This window comes from Tepidamorphus sp. 3E244, from assembly GCF_046159835.1.
GTDB lineage: Bacteria > Pseudomonadota > Alphaproteobacteria > Rhizobiales > Tepidamorphaceae > JACKJK01.
On sequence record NZ_JBJXCY010000002.1, the window covers coordinates 1053145 to 1070053 of the forward strand.

General features: G+C 67.2%; 10 protein-coding genes. 7 read left to right on the top strand and 3 right to left on the bottom strand.

All coding sequences use genetic code 11. From position 1 onward, the window contains the following. Nucleotides 1-57: 57 nt before the first annotated feature. The 5 genes from ACKTEK_RS13715 (at nucleotide 58) to ACKTEK_RS13735 (ending at nucleotide 11523) form a co-directional block, all read left to right on the top strand. Nucleotides 58-5313: an MG2 domain-containing protein gene (locus ACKTEK_RS13715; protein ID WP_409165856.1), complete on the top strand. Its 5256-nt coding sequence runs from the start codon at nucleotides 58-60 to the stop codon at nucleotides 5311-5313. A 29-nt stretch (nucleotides 5314-5342) separates the two neighbouring features. Next, nucleotides 5343-7496, top strand: a complete 2154-nt coding sequence (gene pbpC, locus ACKTEK_RS13720) for a penicillin-binding protein 1C (protein WP_409165857.1) — start codon at nucleotides 5343-5345, stop codon at nucleotides 7494-7496. A 60-nt stretch (nucleotides 7497-7556) separates the two neighbouring features. Further along, a complete protein-coding gene (locus ACKTEK_RS13725) occupies nucleotides 7557-8390 on the top strand; it encodes an MBL fold metallo-hydrolase (protein WP_409165858.1) in 834 nt (277 codons plus the stop codon). A gap of 67 nt (nucleotides 8391-8457) precedes the next feature. Beyond that, nucleotides 8458-9639 carry an ectoine hydrolase DoeA gene (doeA, locus tag ACKTEK_RS13730; RefSeq protein ID WP_409165859.1) on the top strand — a complete coding sequence of 394 codons (1182 nt, stop codon included), beginning with the start codon at nucleotides 8458-8460 and terminating at the stop codon, nucleotides 9637-9639. 138 nt (nucleotides 9640-9777) lie between these two features. Beyond that, nucleotides 9778-11523, top strand: coding sequence for an alpha-amylase family glycosyl hydrolase (locus ACKTEK_RS13735; protein WP_409165860.1), 1746 nt, complete (start codon nucleotides 9778-9780; stop codon nucleotides 11521-11523). Here the strand turns inward: ACKTEK_RS13735 and ACKTEK_RS13740 are convergent. Both ACKTEK_RS13740 and ACKTEK_RS13745 read right to left on the bottom strand, forming a co-directional pair. Then, nucleotides 11507-12751, bottom strand: a complete 1245-nt coding sequence (locus tag ACKTEK_RS13740) for a glycosyl transferase (protein ID WP_409165861.1) — start codon at nucleotides 12749-12751, stop codon at nucleotides 11507-11509. The genes ACKTEK_RS13735 and ACKTEK_RS13740 overlap by 17 nt on opposite strands. After that, nucleotides 12744-13529 (bottom strand): HAD-IIB family hydrolase, encoded by a 786-nt coding sequence (locus tag ACKTEK_RS13745; RefSeq protein WP_409165862.1) that lies wholly within the window; start codon nucleotides 13527-13529, stop codon nucleotides 12744-12746. The genes ACKTEK_RS13740 and ACKTEK_RS13745 overlap by 8 nt, the downstream gene beginning before the upstream one ends. 202 nt (nucleotides 13530-13731) lie before the next feature. On the opposite strand from ACKTEK_RS13745, the gene ACKTEK_RS13750 reads away from it, so the two are divergent. Both ACKTEK_RS13750 and ACKTEK_RS13755 read left to right on the top strand, forming a co-directional pair. Further along, nucleotides 13732-14292, top strand: coding sequence for a type 1 glutamine amidotransferase domain-containing protein (locus ACKTEK_RS13750; protein ID WP_409165863.1), 561 nt, complete (start codon nucleotides 13732-13734; stop codon nucleotides 14290-14292). 120 nt (nucleotides 14293-14412) lie between these two features. Beyond that, the gene (locus tag ACKTEK_RS13755) at nucleotides 14413-15678 is read left to right on the top strand and encodes a S8 family serine peptidase (protein WP_409165864.1); all 1266 of its coding nucleotides are present in this window, start codon (nucleotides 14413-14415) and stop codon (nucleotides 15676-15678) included. On the opposite strand, the gene ACKTEK_RS13760 is transcribed toward ACKTEK_RS13755, so the two are convergent. Continuing rightward, nucleotides 15679-16803 carry a trypsin-like peptidase domain-containing protein gene (locus tag ACKTEK_RS13760; RefSeq protein WP_409165865.1) on the bottom strand — a complete coding sequence of 375 codons (1125 nt, stop codon included), beginning with the start codon at nucleotides 16801-16803 and terminating at the stop codon, nucleotides 15679-15681. It lies immediately after the preceding gene. Nucleotides 16804-16909: the final 106 nt, after the last annotated feature.

The window sequence follows — 16909 nt, forward strand, 5'->3', positions numbered from 1 at the left end:
ATAACTAGAAAACAAATTGCCCGCCGGTTTCGCGGCCGATCAGTTCCAGAGGTTGATATGCAAAATCAAGTCGCCCGCCTGTCCGACGATGGCATGTTTCGCGTGTGCCTGCTCACGCTGTTGGCGCTGACCGCACTGGCGCTGGCAAGCCTCGTTCCGCAGTCAGCACGCGCCGGCGAACCTTCCCGAACCCATCAGCAGAGCTTCTATGCCGGCGAAGGTCTGCGACTTGAGGCGGACATTCTCAAGTCCGTACCGAAGCCCGAGGAACGGCCCGAACGCCTGCGCCAGTTGGCAAGCCAGGCCCTCAAGACAAACGACATTCCCGAAGCGCGCAAGCTCTACCGCCAGGCGATCGTCGCCGACCCCGAGAGCGTGCTGGCATGGATCGGCCTGTCGGACGCCGCCGCCCGCTCGACCAGCGACAACTGGCAGGAACGCTCCCAGTTCCAGCGCGAGGCGCGTGGCAGTGCGTCCCGCGCGTTGAGCCTTGCAACGAACGAACGCGAACGCGCCGCGGCCCTTGCCCGTCTTGGTGCGGCATTCGAGCTGACGCGTGACTATCGCGCCGCGCTCGATGCCTACCGCGAAAGCCTCGAGAACCAGGAAAATCTGGGCATCCGGCAGACCTACGCGGCGCTGCGCACCCAGTGGGGCTTCCGCGTCGCCGACTACAGCGTCGATTCCGATGCCGCCCAGCCGCGCGTCTGCTTCCAGTTCTCCGAACCGCTGGACCGCACGGTCCGCGATTTCACGCCCTACATCGTCGCCGGTGGCGCGAACGACGTCGCCGTGTCCTCGACCGAACGCGAGATCTGCATCAGCGGCCTCGAACACGGCCAGTCCTATGATTTCGTCCTGCGCGCGGGCCTTCCCTCCGACATCGACGAGCCGCTAGAAGCCGCTGCCGACTATGCGATCTACGTGCGCGACCGCTCGCCAAGCGCGCGCTTCACCGGCCGCAACTACGTGCTGCCGCGCACCGGCCAAACCGGCGTCCCCGTCGTCAGCGTCAATGCCAGCGAACTCGCCATCGAGATTTTCCGCATCCCCGAGCGCGCGCTGGTCGAGCACGTGCGCGCCGACCGCTTCCTCGAACAGCTTCAGGGCTACGTGCTGGAGGACTTCGAGAACGAAGCTGCCAACCGCATCTGGTCCGGCACCATGCAGACCGAGAACACGCGCAATGCCGACGTGACCACCTCGATCCCCGTGCTGGAAGCCGTCGGACGGCTGGAGCCCGGTGTCTACGTGATGACCGCCGGCGTGGAAGGCGCGGAGAAGGACAGCTGGGAGCCGCAGGCGACCCAGTGGTTCATCGTCTCCGACCTCGGCCTGACGGCACTGTCCGGCAATGACGGCATCCACGTGCTGGTGCGTTCGCTGGAAACCGCCGAGCCGGTCTCCGGCGCGACCGTCGATCTCGTCGCCCGCAACAACGAGGTGCTGGCCCGCGCCACCAGCGATGTCTCCGGCAACGTCACCTTCGACGCCGGCCTTGCGCGCGGCAATGGCGCGCTGGCTCCGGGCATGGTCGCGGTGCGCACGCCGGGCGGCGACTTCGGCTTCCTCGACATGACCTCGCAGGCCTTCGACCTGACCGACCGTGGCGTGGAAGGGCGCGCCGCACCCGGCGCGCTCGATGCCTTCCTCTACACCGAGCGCGGCGTCTATCGTCCCGGCGAGTTCGTGCAGGTCGGCGCATTGCTGCGCGACGCGCGCGGCGAGGCCGTCTCCAACCTGCCGCTGACACTGGTGACCGAACGCCCGGACGGCGTCGAATATGCCCGCACCCAGCTGCAGTCGAATTCCGCCGGTGGCCGCACCCACGAGGTCGGACTGCTGGCAGACGCCCAGTCCGGCACCTGGCTGGTGCGCGCCTATGTCGACCCGAAGGGCGATCCCGTCGGCGAGGTGCGTTTCCTCGTCGAGAACTACGTGCCCGAGCGCATCGAGCTGACGCTGAGCGAACCCGCGACCCAGCCGGACGCGGGCGGCACCGCGCAGATCGGCGTTGACGCGCAATATCTCTACGGCGCCCCCGCCGAGGGCCTCACCATTGGTGGCGAGGTCGTGGTGCGCCCGGCCAAGGCCGAACTGCCCGGTCTCGACGGCTTCACCTACGGTATTGACACGGAAGAGGCCCAGCCGGTCGCGGGTGAACTGCGCACGGCCGCGCAGACCGGCGAAGACGGCACCGCGCAGGTCGATGTGAACCTGCCGACGCTCTACGTCTCGCGTCCGCTGGAAGCCGATATCACTGTGCGCGTCACCGAATCCGGTGGTCGCGCCATCGCCCGCAAGCTGACCGTGCCGCTGCGCCCGCGGGGAGCCGTCATCGCCGTGCGGCCCGTCGCCAAGGCCGATGCACTGTCGCCCGGCGGCACCGCCGCCTTCGACGTGGCGCTCGCCGCGCCCGACGGCACGCTGCTGCAGCAGGGCCAGGTGCGCTGGGAAATGCTGCAGGTCGAGCGCGACTGGCAGTGGTACCACTTCAATGGCAACTGGCGCTTCGAGCCGATCGAGCGCACGCGCCGCATCGCGAGCGGCGAGGTTGCCACCACCGACGATGCGCCGGTGCGCATCGAGACCTCCGTGGAGTGGGGCACGCATCGCCTCGTGCTGCGCAACGCCGACGGCACCATCGAGACCGCCCACACCTTCCCGGTCGGTTTTTCCACCGGCGCGCCCGATGCACCCGACACCATGTCCGTTTCGCTCGACCGCGAGTCCGTGGACCCCGGCGAGCGCATCAGCGTGCGTGTCGCGCCGCGCTTTGCCGGCAAGGTCACCGTCGCGATCATCGGCAACGGCGTGCAGGCCCTGCGCACCATCGATGCCGGCCCCGCCGGGGCCAGCGTCGATTTCGCAGCCGACGAGGCCTGGGGCACGGGCGCCTACGCGGTCGCCATCGCCCATCGCGGCATCGACGTGCAGGCGCAGCGCATGCCGCAACGCGCCATCGGCCTGAAATGGTTCGCGGTTGGCCGCAGCGCGCGCACCATGAACGTCTCGCTGAACGTGCCCGAACGCACCCGCCCGAACACGGCTTTCAGCGTGCCGGTGCGCATCGCCGGGCTGGATGCGGGCGAACGCGCCTATGTGACGGTCGCCGCCGTCGATGTCGGCATCCTCAATCTCACCCGCTTCGAAAGCCCCGACCCGGTGAAACACGTTCTCGGGCAGGCGCGGCTTTCTTCCGAGATCCGCGACCTCTACGGCAACCTGATCGACGGCATGCGTGCACCCGCAGGCGTGTTGCGCTCGGGTGGTGATTCCGCACCGCCGCTGCTCGGCGATTCCCCGCCCGACCAAGAGCCTCTGGCCCTGTTTTCCGGCATCGTCGAGGTCGACAGCGCCGGACAGGCGAATGTCAGTTTCGAGCTTCCGGCCTTCGACGGCACCATCCGCATCATGGCCGTCGCGTGGACCGCCAAGCGCCTCGGCGCGGCGAGCGCGGAAGTCGTCGTGCGGGACCCGGTGGTGATGATGCTGACCGCGCCGCGCTTCCTGTCCATCGACGACCAGTCCTCCGTCTCGCTGACGGTGCACAATCTCGACGGTGCGGGCGGGGCCTATGAACTCGACGTGTCCTCCGGCGGCGCTGCGAACGTGGACGCCAGCGGCATCGAAACGCTCGCCCTGTCGCAGGGTGCGCGTGAACAGCTGACCCTGCCCGTCACCGCGACCCGAGCCGGCCTTGCCTCCGTGGACGTGACGCTGACCGGACCGGCCGGGACCTTCACCCGCGCGGTGACCATTCCCGTCGCGCCCGCGAGCCCGCTGGTGGAACGCTACGTGGTCGAAAACCTGCAACCCGGCGGCAAGCTGACCGTGACCAGCGACCTCGTCGACGGTCTCTATTCCGACACCGCGTCGGTCAGCGTGTCCGCCAGCCCGCTGGCGCACACCTTGCGCGGCTTCGACCCGGTCGGACTGGTCAAGGCGCTCGACATCTACCCCCATGCCTGTTCGGAACAGCTCGTCAGCCGCGCGCTGCCGCTGCTGTCGCTTAACGCGCTCAACACCGGCTACGCGCTGGGCACCGATGCGGAGATCGCCGAACGCGTCGACCGCACCGTCGCGCGCGTGCTGAGCCGGCAAGGCAATTCCGGTGGCTTCGGCCTGTGGCGCTCGGGCGACGACAACCTGTGGCTCAATGCCTTCGTCACCGACTTCCTGACCCGCGCCCGCGAACGCGGCCACGACGTGCCTTCGTCTGCGCTAACTGCTGCTCTGGACCGCCTGCGCAACGGCCTCGTCAACGGCATCCGCTACGAGAACGACGAGGCAGGCATCGCTTATGCGGCTTACGTTCTGGCACGCAACGGGCGTCCCGTCGGCAACGATGTGCGCTACGTGGCGGACACGCGGATCGGCAATTTCACCGAGCCGCTGTCGCAGGGCCACATCGCCGCCGCGCTGACCATGTTCGGTGACGAGACCCGCGCCGCCCGCGTCTTCGACGTCGCCCTCGACAAGCTCGAAGGCGGCGCGGACGACGCTGCCCGCGACGATTTCGGCACGCGGCTGCGCGACAGTGCCGCCATCCTGACGCTGCTGCTGGAAAGCCGTGCGGACCGCGCGGCGATCGAGCGGGCGCGCGGCGAATTGTCACGCGCATGGGAAGGCCGCACCTATACCAGCACGCAGGAAAAGGCGTGGCTTCTCGCCGCCGCCGACAAGCTGCGCAGCGAGGCTGCCGCGTGGACCTTCAAGGTCGACGGCTCCAACTCGACCGGGCAACTGGCCTACACCGTCAGCGCCGATGAACTCGCCGACGCACCGAGCGAGATCATCAACACGAGCGAAAGCCCGGCCACCATCGCGCTGACCGTCGCGGGCCGTCCGCTGGAACCGCTTCCCGAGAGCGCCAACGGATACGCCATCACCCGCACGCTCTACACGATGGACGGCGAGCAGATCGACCAGGCCAACGTGCGCCGCAACGACCGGCTGGTGGTTGTCGTGCGCGTGACGGAGGAAGAGGCGCAAGCCGCTCGCGTGCTCGTCGTCGACTATCTCCCGGCTGGCTTCGAGGCGGAGAACCCGGCGCTCGTGGACGGTGCCTCGCTGGAAGGCCTGTCATGGCTCAAGCGCGACATGGACCCGGCGCATCTCTCCTTCCGCGATGATCGCGTCGTGGCGGCGTTCGACCGCTCGTCCCGCCAGTCAGCCTTCTTCGACGTGGCCTACATCGTGCGCGCCGTGCGCCCGGGCACCTATGCCCACCCGGCCGCAACCGTTGAGGACATGTACCGGCCGGACCGCTATGGCCGCACGGCCTTCACGACCATGACGGTCAGCGAGTAGGACGGCGCGTGGCGCGCGTGAGCAAGCCCATGCCGCGAAAACTGAAGCGAACCGCCATCGCTGCCACCGTCGCCTGCACGCTCGCGGCATGCGCTGCCGGCGGCGGTGCGGCATGGCTGCTGCACACCACGCCGCAGCCATCGCTGGCTGAACCCGTCACCTCGACCATGGTGGTCGACAGGCGCGGCACGTTGCTCAGTCCGTTCCTCACGCAGACCGGCCACTGGCGTCTGCCCGTCGAACTCGACGGGGTGGACCCGGACTACCTGCGCCTGCTGATCGCCTACGAGGACAAGCGCTTCCGCGACCATGCCGGCATCGACTGGAAGGCCGGCCTGCGCGCCGCGTGGCAGATGTTGCGCAACGGCGAGATCGTATCCGGCGCGTCGACGCTGACCATGCAGGTCGCAAGGCTGGGCAACAGTGCCGCGACCCGCAATGTCGCGGGCAAGCTCCGGCAGGCGGTGCAGGCGGTGCAACTGGAACGCGCCCTCACCAAGGACGAGATCCTCTCGCGCTACCTGCTGAAGGCACCCTTCGGCGGCAACATCGAGGGCGTGCGCGCTGCAAGCCTCACATGGTTCGGCAAGGAGCCGCGCCACCTGACACTGGCAGAGGCCGCACTGCTCGTCGCGCTGCCGCAGTCGCCGGAGGCGCGCCGCCCGGACCGCTACCCGGACCAGGCGCTTGCGGCGCGCGACCGCGTTCTCGACCGGGCGCTGGAAGCCGGCACGTTCAGCCAGGCGGCCATCGACTATGCTCGCACGCAGGCCGTACCGGACCGCCGCAAGCCGCTGCCGCGCCTCGCCCATATCGCGGCGCAAACCCTTGCCCAGCAGGCAGCCCCCGGCACCACGATCCGGCTTGCCATCGACGCGCGCCTGCAGAAGAGCCTTGAGCCTGTCGCGCTTGATGCCGCGCGCCGCTGGGGCGAGCGCACCACGGCAGCCGTCCTCGTCATCGACAACGCAACCGGCGAGGTGCTGGCCCGCGTCGCCAATGCCGCGCGCGGCAGCACGCAGCGCAAGGGGTCGGTGGACATGGCGGAAGCCGTCCGTTCCCCCGGCTCCGCCCTCAAGCCGCTGATCTATGCCATGGCCTTCGAGCAGGGCTACGCCCGCCCCGCGACGCGCATTTCCGACAAGCCGGAGCGCTTCGGCGACTGGACGCCGGAGAACTTCTCCGGAAGCTGGCGCGGCGAGGTCAGCGTGCGCGAAGCCTTGCAGCACTCCCTGAACGTGCCTGCCGTGATGATGCTGGAGCGCGTCGGCCCGGCAGCCTTCGTGCAGCGCATGACCGAAACCGGTCACCCGGTTCGCCTGCCCGAAGGCACCCGCCCCGGCCTGCCGGTGGCGCTCGGTGGCGGCGGCGTGACGCTGGGCGACCTCGCCGCGCTCTATGCCGGCATCGCGCGCGGCGGCTTTGCACCGTCGCTGAAACTGCGGCTTGACGAAATATCTCGCACCAAGCCCGGCAAGCCGGTGACGACGCGCGAAGCCGCGCGGATGATCGCCGCCATCCTTCGCGAGGCCCCGGCACCGGACCATGCCGCCAGCGGGCGCATCAGCTTCAAGACCGGCACCTCCTACGGCTACCGCGACGCATGGGCGATCGGCTTTGACGACAAGACCACCATCGCCGTGTGGATCGGCCGCGCCGACGGTGCCGCTGTCCCCGGCCTCATCGGGCGCGAGGCGGCAGCACCGCTCCTGTTCGATGCCTTTGCCCGCCTTGGCCGCCCGCTGGAACCTGCCGCGCTTTCTGTCACCGACACGCCGCTCGCGGAACTGCCACTGCCGCTGCAGCGCTTCTCCCGCCCCGGCGCGGAGGACGACCTGCTCGCCAGCACCCCGCCGCCGAGATTTGCCTATCCGCCCGACGGTGCACGCATCGAACTGTCCGGCGCATCCGGCACGGGCCATGCCGATATACCCGTGCGCATCGCAGGCGGGGTGCCGCCGTTCACGGTGATGGCGGACGACCAGCCGCTCGCCGCGGGCCAGCAACGCCAACTGATGTGGCAGGCCCCCGGCGCAGGCTTTGCACGGCTCGTAGTGATCGATTCCACCGGCCGCAGCGCCAATGCGCAGATACGCATTGACGCAGGCCCCATCAATCGCCATGTCAGTTTGATGCCGTCTTCCGGTTGGGCGCGGAAGACCCGGAACAACAGCCCGGAGTAAGCGGCGGCGCCTTGCACGCGATGCAGGGTTCTTCGGGGGGAATTGGGGGAACCGCGGCCAATGCCAGCGGGAGAATTCAGTCTACGCTTTTGGGGCGTTCGCGGAAGCATCGCGACCTGCGCCCCCGACATCTGCGGCTTCGGCGGCGAGACCATCTGCATGGAAGTGACATGCGGTGACCGAACACTCGTCTTTGATGCCGGCAGCGGGGTCCGCCGCCTCGGCAAGGACCTCCTCGCCCGCGACATCGAACTCGTCGACCTCTTCATCAGCCATTTCCATTACGACCACGTCGAGGGCCTGCCCTTCTTCGCGCCCATGTACCGGGAAGGCGCGCGCGTGCGCATCCATTCCGGCCACGGCGCGCCGCCCGGCGGCACGCGCTCGCTGATCGAGGGCTTCATCGGCCCGCCCTACTTCCCCATCTGCCCCGAGCTGTTCCGCGCCGAGTGGTCCTGCGCCAACATCGCGCTCGGCGAGGTCCACGACATCGGCGACGACATTTCGCTGGAGACCTTCGCGCTGAACCACCCCGGCGGCGCGACCGGCTACCGCATCACCTACGCCGAAAAGTCCATCGCCATCGTCACCGACAACGAACATGTCATCGGCCAGACGGACGACGCGCTCGGCCGCTTCATCTCCGGTGCCGACCTCGTCATCTACGACGCGATGTACACCGACGCGGAACTGCCGACCTACGTCGGCTTTGGCCACTCCACCTGGCAGGAGGGCGCGCGGCTCGCCACTGCCTTCAACGCCGACCAGCTCGCCCTCATCCACCACAGCCCCCACCGCCTCGACACCGAGCTGGAGAACATGGACGCAGACCTCGCCGCCAAGCGCCCCAATTCGTTCTTCGCCCGGCAGGGCCAGCGAATCGTACTCGCCTGACGCGCCAACCTCTGGCACCGTGACAACTTGAGACCCGCCACGCGCTGCGTGCGAACTGGAGCAGGCCATGCCCGATGTCCCGTTGAATTTCTCCCGAGCCGAGTTCGCCGAGCGGCTCGCCCGCGTGCGCTCAACCATGCAGGCGACGGGGATGGAGTGTCTCATCATCTCCGACCCGTCGAACATGAACTGGCTCACCGGCTATGACGGCTGGTCGTTCTACGTTCACCAGGCCGTCGTCGTGCCAAGCGAGGGCGAACCCATCTGGTTCGGGCGCGGGCAGGATGCCAACGGCGCGGTGCGCACCTGCTACATGGACGAGGCCAACATCGTCGGGTACGCCGACCACTACGTGCAGTCGACCGAACGCCACCCCATGCAGGAACTCGCCCTCCTTCTCGAGGAGCGCGGGCTTGGCGCCAGCATCATCGGCGCGGAGATGGACAATTACTGGTTCTCCGCCAAGGCCTTCGCCGTGCTGGTGCACGGCTTGCCCAATGCCCGCTTCGCCGACGTGACGGGGCTGGTGAACTGGCAGCGCGCCATCAAGAGCGACCAGGAAATCGCCTACATGCGCAACGCCGCGCGGATCGTGGAGCGCATGCACGCGCGCATCCGCGACGTCGCCGTCCCCGGCATGCGCAAGTGCGACCTCGTCGCGGACATCTATGACGCCGGCCTGCGCCATGCCGACGGTGTCGGCGGCGATTACCCGGCCATCGTGCCGCTGCTGCCCTCGGGCACCGATGCCGCAGCCCCGCACCTGACGTGGGACGATGAACCCATGCGCGACGGCGAAGGCACGTTCTTCGAGATCGCCGGCTGCTACAAGCGCTACCACTGCCCGCTGTCGCGCACGATGTGGTTCGGCAAACCGCCCGCCCACGTGGCCGATGCCCAGAAGGCCGTGCTGGAAGGGCTGGATGCGGGGCTGGAGGCCGCGCGCGCCGGCAACACCTGCGAGGATATCGCTTCAGCCTTCTTCGGCGTGCTGAAGAAGAGCGGCATCGAGAAGAACAACCGCACCGGCTACCCGATCGGCGTGTCCTATCCGCCCGATTGGGGCGAGCGCACCATGAGCCTGCGCATGGGTGACCGCTCCGAACTGAAGCCCGGCATGACCTTCCATTTCATGACCGGCCTGTGGATGGACAACTGGGGTCTGGAGACCACCGAATCCATCCTCATCACGGACGGTGCGGCGGAGTGCCTGTCCTCCGTGCCGCGCGATATCGTCGTGAAGGACTGAACGAAACGAGGACCGTTTCCCACCGGCTGCGGCGAAATTGCCTGAAAATCGGGCGTGAAAAATTGCGTCTGACGCTTTATCCCCTGCGTCACGTCATGTTCACGGTTCGCCCGCCCCATCCGGAAAGCGCTTGGTTTGATGTCTGAAAAGCCGGCAACGCTCAGATTGCGGCTCCAGGAGCTTCTTGCGTTCATCTACCCCGAACACGACAGCGCCGCCCTCACCGAGCAGGCGCTGGATGCGTTCTGGCCGGATGGCACCTATTGCCGTGCGCGCGCCCGCAAGCCGGGCAACAAGCTGTGGTCCCAGCGCGACGCGCTGCTCATCACCTACGGGGATTCGATCATCGACGGCGTCTACAAGCCGCTCGACCTGTTGCACGACTTCCTGACCGAGAACCTGAAGGGCGTCGTCAACGGGGTGCACATCCTCCCCTTTTTCCCCTTCACCTCCGATGACGGCTTCGCGGTCTCCGACTATCGCAAGGTCAATCCGCGCCTTGGCGACTGGGAAGACATCACCCGCATCGGCGAACGCTTCTACCTGATGTCGGACCTCGTGCTGAACCACGTCTCCAGCCAGGGCACGTGGTTCAACGCCTATCGCCGCGGCGAGGAACCCTACGACCGGTTCTTCGTGGAAGCCGACCCGAACGATGACTTCACCGCCGTGGTGCGCCCCCGCACGACCCCGCTTCTGCGCAAGGTCGAAACCGCCGGCGGCGAGAAGCACGTGTGGTGCACGTTCAGCCACGACCAGGTCGACCTCGACTTCCGCAACCCGGAAGTTCTGCTGGAGATGCTGCGCATCATCCGCCTGCATGTCAGCCGGGGCGTGCGCATCCTGCGGCTCGATGCGGTGGCCTTCCTGTGGAAGATCCCCGGCACCAACTGTATCCACCTCGACCAAACCCACGCCATCGTCAAGCTGCTGCGGCTGATGGCAGATTTCTCCGCCGAGACGATCCTGCTGCTGACGGAGACCAACGTCCCGCGCACCGAGAACCTCAGCTATTTCGGCAAGCGTGACGAGGCGCACTCGGTCTACAACTTCTCGCTGCCGCCGCTGATCCTCAACGCCATGCTGTCGGGCAGCGCGCGCGAGTTGTCACGCTGGCAGCGCTCCATGCCGCCCGCGCCCTATGGCTGCGCCTATCTCAACTTCACCGCCAGCCATGACGGCATCGGCATGCGGCCCGCCGAGGGCATTCTCGATGAGACCGAGGTGCAGCGCATGATCGAGACCATGAGCCGCTCCGGCGCGCGGGTTTCCATGCGCGCGCTCGGTGGCGGCAAGGAATCGGTCTACGAGATCAACAGCTCGTTCTTCTCGGCTGTTGCGCGCACCTATGCCGGCGACGAGGACACCCATTTCGAGCGTTTCATCTGCTCACAGACCATCGTCATGTCGCTGGAAGGCATCCCCGCCTTCTACATCCACTCGATGCTGGCGACGCCCAACGACGTCGATGCCGTGGAGCGGCGCGGCATGAACCGCGCCATCAACCGCCACCGCTGGGACTACCCGGAACTGCGCGAGAGGCTCGCCGACCCCGCGTCCGACCAGTCACGGGTGCTGAAGACCATGCAGGAGCGCCTGCGGCTGCGCGCCCGCCAGCCGGCCTTCCACCCCAACGCGACCCAGTTCACCTTGCGGGTGGACGAGCGCGTCTTCGCGCTCTGGCGGCAGGACCTGGAACGCGCGCAGTCGATCTTCGCGGTCCACAATGTCAGCGCCGAGACGGTGGTGATCGACCGCAGCGAATTGAACTTGATCGAGGAAGAGGACTGGTACGACCTGATCTCGGGCGAGACCGTGCCGCATGACTGCCACGAGATCGAGCTTGCGCCCTACCAGTGCCGCTGGATCACGAACCGCTCCTGAACGTCTGCGGCGCGAACTCTTCCGCGTCACCCGCCACCGCCGCCCGCAACTCGCCCAGCAGCAACGGATCGGCCGCGTTGACGCGGCTCCAGTTCGGGATGAACGGGGATTCATGCGGGTTCTCGATGAAGACGTGCCCGGCCCGCATGATGTTTTCGGCGAACAGTTCGATGGCGCGTTCTTCCTGGTGCCGGTCGATCTTCAGCCCGTTCATCTTGGCATCGTTGTCATAGGCCTCCAGCAGGTCCAGCGCCGTGCGGTAGTAGGTCGCCTTGAGCGTGCGGAACACGTTGGTGGTGAAGATCGTGCCGTCGGTGGCAAGCTTGCGGAAGATCGCCTTGCAGATGTCGACGGACATGCGGTTGAGGCCGGTCTTGGCGTCCTCCTCGCTCACCGCCTGGTGCTTGTGGTCGTAGGCATCGGCGATCTCCACCTGGCAGACCGAGCGCGGCCCGAGGTTGCGCCAGGCTTCCGACAGGACGCCGATTTCCAGCCCCCAGTCGGAGGGGATGCGCAGGTCCGGCAGGATCGAGGTGCGCAGCGCGAACTCGCCAGACAGCGGGTAGCGGAAGGTGCGCAGGTAATCGATGTAGTCGCGGTCGCCCAGCACGCGCTTCAGCGCGATCAGCAGCGGGCTGACCAGCAGCCTTGTCACCCGGCCATTGAGCTTGCCGTCGCCGACGCGCGGATAGAAGCCCTTGGACAGCTGATAGGAGAAGCCCGGATTGGCAACCGGGTAGACCAGCCGCGCCAGCATGTCGCGATGGTAGGTGAGGATGTCGCAATCGTGGATCGCGACGACCGACGTGTCGCCGCAGGCGATCAGGTAACCCAGGCACGTCCACACGTTCTTGCCCTTGCCCGGCTCCTGCGGGGCGAGGCCGAGCTTGTCCAGTCGGTCATTGAGGGCCGTCATGCGCGGGGAATCGTTCCACAGCACGACGTGGTTCTGCGGCAGGCGGGAGAAGAAATCCCGCGCCATGCGGAACTGGGTCTCGTCGGCCCGGTCCAGCCCGATGATGATGCGGTGCAGGTAGGAAACCTTGGACAGCTCGTCGAGAATGTTGCCGAGCGCCGGGCCTTCCAACTCCGAGTAGAGCGAGGGGAGGATGAGCGATATCTTGCGCGTCTGCGCGAAGGTCTCCAGCTCGTAGACCAGTTCCTCCATCGGGCGGCAGCGCAGGTTGTGAAACTGGGCGATATTGCCGTTCTGGTGGAAGTCAGCCATTGCGTGCCCCTGCGTCGTTCAGTCCCAATTCGTTTAATACCGAAAGAACGGCCTGGTTCCACCCTTCCGGACCCGGCGCCTGCGTTCGAACAATTGTTCCATCGCGCTCTCCGGCAAGCTCGTCGATCTCTTTGCCGTGAACGTTGCGCACGATCACGCCCCGGTCGGCAGTTTCCAGCATCTCTGTGTCATTTGGTGCGTCCCCCAGCGCCAGCGTCATCTGCGCGCCGAGTTTCGCCGCAACCATCTTCATGCCGTCGGCCTTGGTGCGCCCCATCGACAGCGTCAAGAAGCGCCCGCCGCTGCGCGCGGCGATGCGCTGTGCATCCAGCGCTGCGCAGAAAGCATCGAGCGCGGGTTCGCGCCCATCAAACAAGCCTGGTTCGGAATAACGCCGTGTGCGCGCAAGCCGGGCCTTTTCCCGGCTTAGACCCGTCAGTTCGGCGACGTCCTCGTCGCTCATGTCGCCGAAGCCCCGGAAATGCGGTTCCGCAAGGTCTTTCAGCACGCGGCGAATGTAGTGGTAGTCGCCGCCGTCATCGCTTTCCTCCACGCCCGGCATCAGAACGCCGGCACCGTTTTCGACGATCAGCGGCCAGTCGCCGATGCCGAGTTCCGCCTGCAAAGGTCGCATTTCGGCAGCCGTCTTGCTGCTGGCAAGCACGAGCGGAATCCCGGCCTTTTGAATCGCATCGAGTGCCGGGCGCGCCGCCTCGAACGAATAGGTGTCGTGGTCGAGAAGCGTGCCGTCGAGATCGGTGAAGATGACTAGCCGCAAGGCGCTGTTTCCGGTGAGGTCCGGCTCTGCCGCAAGGGCGGGCCGAAGGGAGAGGAACGGGCAGGGTTACATAGCCCGCTGCCCGGAGCAATCGAGAGCCCGCCGCGGGTTTCAGCTCGGCGTGCGGCATCCCGTCACGATCGGGAACCTTTGGTCGGCCTTGGCCATTGAGTCCGCAGATTTCCAAACAAGGAGTATTTCGATGCCCAGCATGAGCAATGCCAAGATCCTGATTATGGCCACCGATGGCTTTGAGCAGTCCGAGCTGATGGAGCCGCTGAAGCAGCTCCGCGCCACCGGCGCCACCGTCCATGTCGCCACCCTCGACGGCAAGGCCATCAAGGGCTGGAACGAGAAGGACTGGGGCGAGACGGTCGAGGCCGATCTGAAGATTTCCGACGTGAAGGTCGACGACTACATCGCGCTTGTCCTGCCGGGCGGCCAGATCAACCCGGACATCCTGCGCGCCGACGAGACGGCGGTGAAGACCGTCCGTGACTTCGTCACCGGCGACAAGATCGTCGCTGCGATCTGCCACGCGCCGTGGCTTCTGATCGAGGCCGGCGTGATCGAGGGCCGCGAGGCCACGTCCTACCACTCCATCAAGACCGACATGAAGAATGCCGGCGCGAAGTGGGAAGACAAGGAAGTCGCCATCGACAACGGCATCATCACCAGCCGTTCACCGAAGGACCTCGACGCATTCATTGCCAAGATCATTGAGGAAGTGAAGGAAGGCGAGCACCACCGCGACGCTGCGTAACGCGCGCGCTCAGGTGGGATAGCCCCTGAAAAGAGCGGGCTGCCGGAGAGATCCGGCGGCCCGTTCGCTTATGTGCGGCTTCTGCTAGTCTGGCGCGAACCTCCAACAACGGAGCTGCCCTTGGTTTTCGCCTGCCGGATGCGCCTTGCCTGTTTCGCCGCAATATTGATCGCGGCAGCGCCCGCGCGCGCAGAGATTTCGCTGCGCGGCGCAATCGATTTTGGCTGCGCATTGGCCACCGACGCGAGCACGGCCGAGCCGCCGGAAGGCTTCACGCAGACGGATAGCGAAACGATGTCCTTTCCCGGTGGTCGTGAGCGCGAGCGGGTGCTGCTGGAGGGTGACGCCGAGGCAATCGAGATTGTGCTGGATCGGGCGGGGAGTGGCCCGTCGCGGGCCACCGTCACGCTTTCCCGGGACGAACGGCCCGACAGCCTGGCCATGGCGCTGGCCGCCGAGAATACCTGCGACGTGATCGAGGCGCGGCGGATCGAGCGCGGCGGCGACGGCATGGCCGTGGCCATCGCCCTGCTCGATGCCAGCTTGCAGGAGACGGGCGAGCGCATCGAACTCAATCCGCCGGTCCCCGAGGGCACCGACCCCGGCGGCATCACCGTCGCCCATGTGGACAGCGGCGTGAACTATCTCCTGCCCCAGATCAGTGCCGCGCTCGCCCGCGACGCCGACGGCGCGATCCTCGGCCACGACTTCTGGGATCAGGACGAGCGCCCCTTCGACGTGGACACGGGCCGCTCGCCATTCTTCCCGCTGCATCACGGAACCAGCGTTGCCAGCGTCTTGCTGGCCGAGGCCCCCGCTGTCCGGCTGGTGCCCTTGCGCTACCCGCGCCCGGACATGACCCGCATGGCCGACGTGGTCAAGCGCGCGGTGACCTCTGGTGCGCGCATCGTGATGATGCCGATGGGATCGAACGATCCCGGCTTGTGGCAGGCGTTTGCAGATGCTGCGCGCAATGCGCCGGACACGCTCTTCATTGTCTCCGCCGGCAATGACGGCCGCGATATCGACGTGGACCCGCTCTACCCTGCCGTGCTCGACCTGCCCAACATGCTAGTGGTGACCTCGGCGGATGATTTCGGGCGGCTCGCGCAAGGCTCCAACTGGGGCAGCGAGAGCGTCGATGTCATGGTGCCCGCAGAGCGACTCACAACCACCGACCATCGCGGCGCGCAGGTTCAGGCCTCCGGCTCCAGCTACGCCGTGCCGCGCGTGGCGGCATCGGCGGCGCGCCTGCTGGCGCAGAACCCGGATTGGAAAGCAGCGGAGCTGATCGCGCGCATCGGCGAGCTTTGCGCGCCCCCGATGGACCGGGGTGAGCCTCGCGTGAAACTCGGCTGGATACCGGACCCGGCGAATTTGCCCTGATCAGTTGCGGCGCGGCGGTGCCGGCGGCGGATTGTCAAGGAAGCGGCGCGCGGCCGGTGCCATCTGCGGGTTCGTGCGCTCAAGCACCGCGTAGGCCTGCGCCGCAAGCACCGTGTCGCCACCCCACGTGCCGGCCTGGATCGCCAGCCGCAGCACTTGCCCGTCCTCGCCCGCCGACTGCATCAGTTCCTTCAGATGCGTGATCTCGTCGGCGTAGCGCCCGGCGATATGCAGCGTCACTGCAAGCCCGAAGCGCGTGTTGACGGCGTTCGGGTCGAGCGAGAGGGCTTCTTCGTAGAGCGCAATCGCCTTGGCGGTTCGCCCGGCCTGCGCCAGTGCCTGCGCCGCCAAGTCGAGGTTCTGCCGGTTGTTGCTGCGTCGGCAGGAGGTCGCGACCGACGACGCGTCTTCCTCCGCCATTGGCCCGCGCGAGCCACGCAAGCCTTCCAGCTTCACGATGCAGATACGTGTCGCCGCCCCGGTCTCCGCGCCTTCGTCCGCGTGCTCCGGCCCGCTTTGCTTGTGCAGGGTTTCGATTGTCGCCGCCGGCACCGCCTCGAAACGGCCCTCACCGCCGGACGCGACGATGCCGACGAGACGGCCTTCCGCATCCACCAGCGCGCCGCCCGAGTTGCCCGGCTGGCTGTAGGCGGTGGAATGCAGACGCGCACGCGGATGCCCCGCTTCAGGCAGCGCCGTCACCGCACCGGCATCATAGGCAACCACCGTGCGGCGCGCGGCATCGGCACCGACGGTGAAAACGTCTTCACCCGCATCGGCATCATCCAGCGTGGCGACCGGCCCCTCCGGCAGGTCATCGATTGATAGCAGCACCATGTCGCCTGCAAAGGATGTCGGCACGATGCGGGCTGTCCGCCGCGTCCCGTCTTCCAGCAGCACCGTGACCTCGGCCTCGTCGGCAACGACGTGGCGCGCAGTGACCAGCATGTCGGGCGCAATCCGCACCGCGCTGCCAAGCGGGTCGAACGCGCTGATGGCGAAGACAAAGCCCCGCGCATCGCAAACCGGCTGCGGCGCAGAGCAGGCCGGCGGCTCCTGCGACTGTGTCGGAATCGCCATCGCGAGCCAGAGCGCGGCGCCTGCCACCACCTGCTGTTGGATCATTCGTCGTGTCATCATGCTCACGAGCCTATCAGAGCTTTTCCGTGTTTGCCGTCTCGCGAACGGTACGGAATTTGCTACCGTTCCACGACCAGCCCGCGCCGGGCGC

Bases quoted from the DNA above. Each gene is read 5' to 3' on its own strand.
- ACKTEK_RS13715 (WP_409165856.1), top strand. From the start codon at position 58: ATGCAAAATCAAGTCGCCCGCCTGTCCGACGATGGCATGTTTCGCGTG.
- pbpC (WP_409165857.1), top strand. From the start codon at position 5,343: ATGCCGCGAAAACTGAAGCGAACCGCCATCGCTGCCACCGTCGCCTGC.
- ACKTEK_RS13725 (WP_409165858.1), top strand. From the start codon at position 7,557: ATGCCAGCGGGAGAATTCAGTCTACGCTTTTGGGGCGTTCGCGGAAGC.
- doeA (WP_409165859.1), top strand. From the start codon at position 8,458: ATGCCCGATGTCCCGTTGAATTTCTCCCGAGCCGAGTTCGCCGAGCGG.
- ACKTEK_RS13735 (WP_409165860.1), top strand. From the start codon at position 9,778: ATGTCTGAAAAGCCGGCAACGCTCAGATTGCGGCTCCAGGAGCTTCTT.
- ACKTEK_RS13740 (WP_409165861.1), bottom strand. From the start codon at position 12,751: ATGGCTGACTTCCACCAGAACGGCAATATCGCCCAGTTTCACAACCTG.
- ACKTEK_RS13750 (WP_409165863.1), top strand. From the start codon at position 13,732: ATGCCCAGCATGAGCAATGCCAAGATCCTGATTATGGCCACCGATGGC.
- ACKTEK_RS13760 (WP_409165865.1), bottom strand. From the start codon at position 16,803: ATGATCCAACAGCAGGTGGTGGCAGGCGCCGCGCTCTGGCTCGCGATG.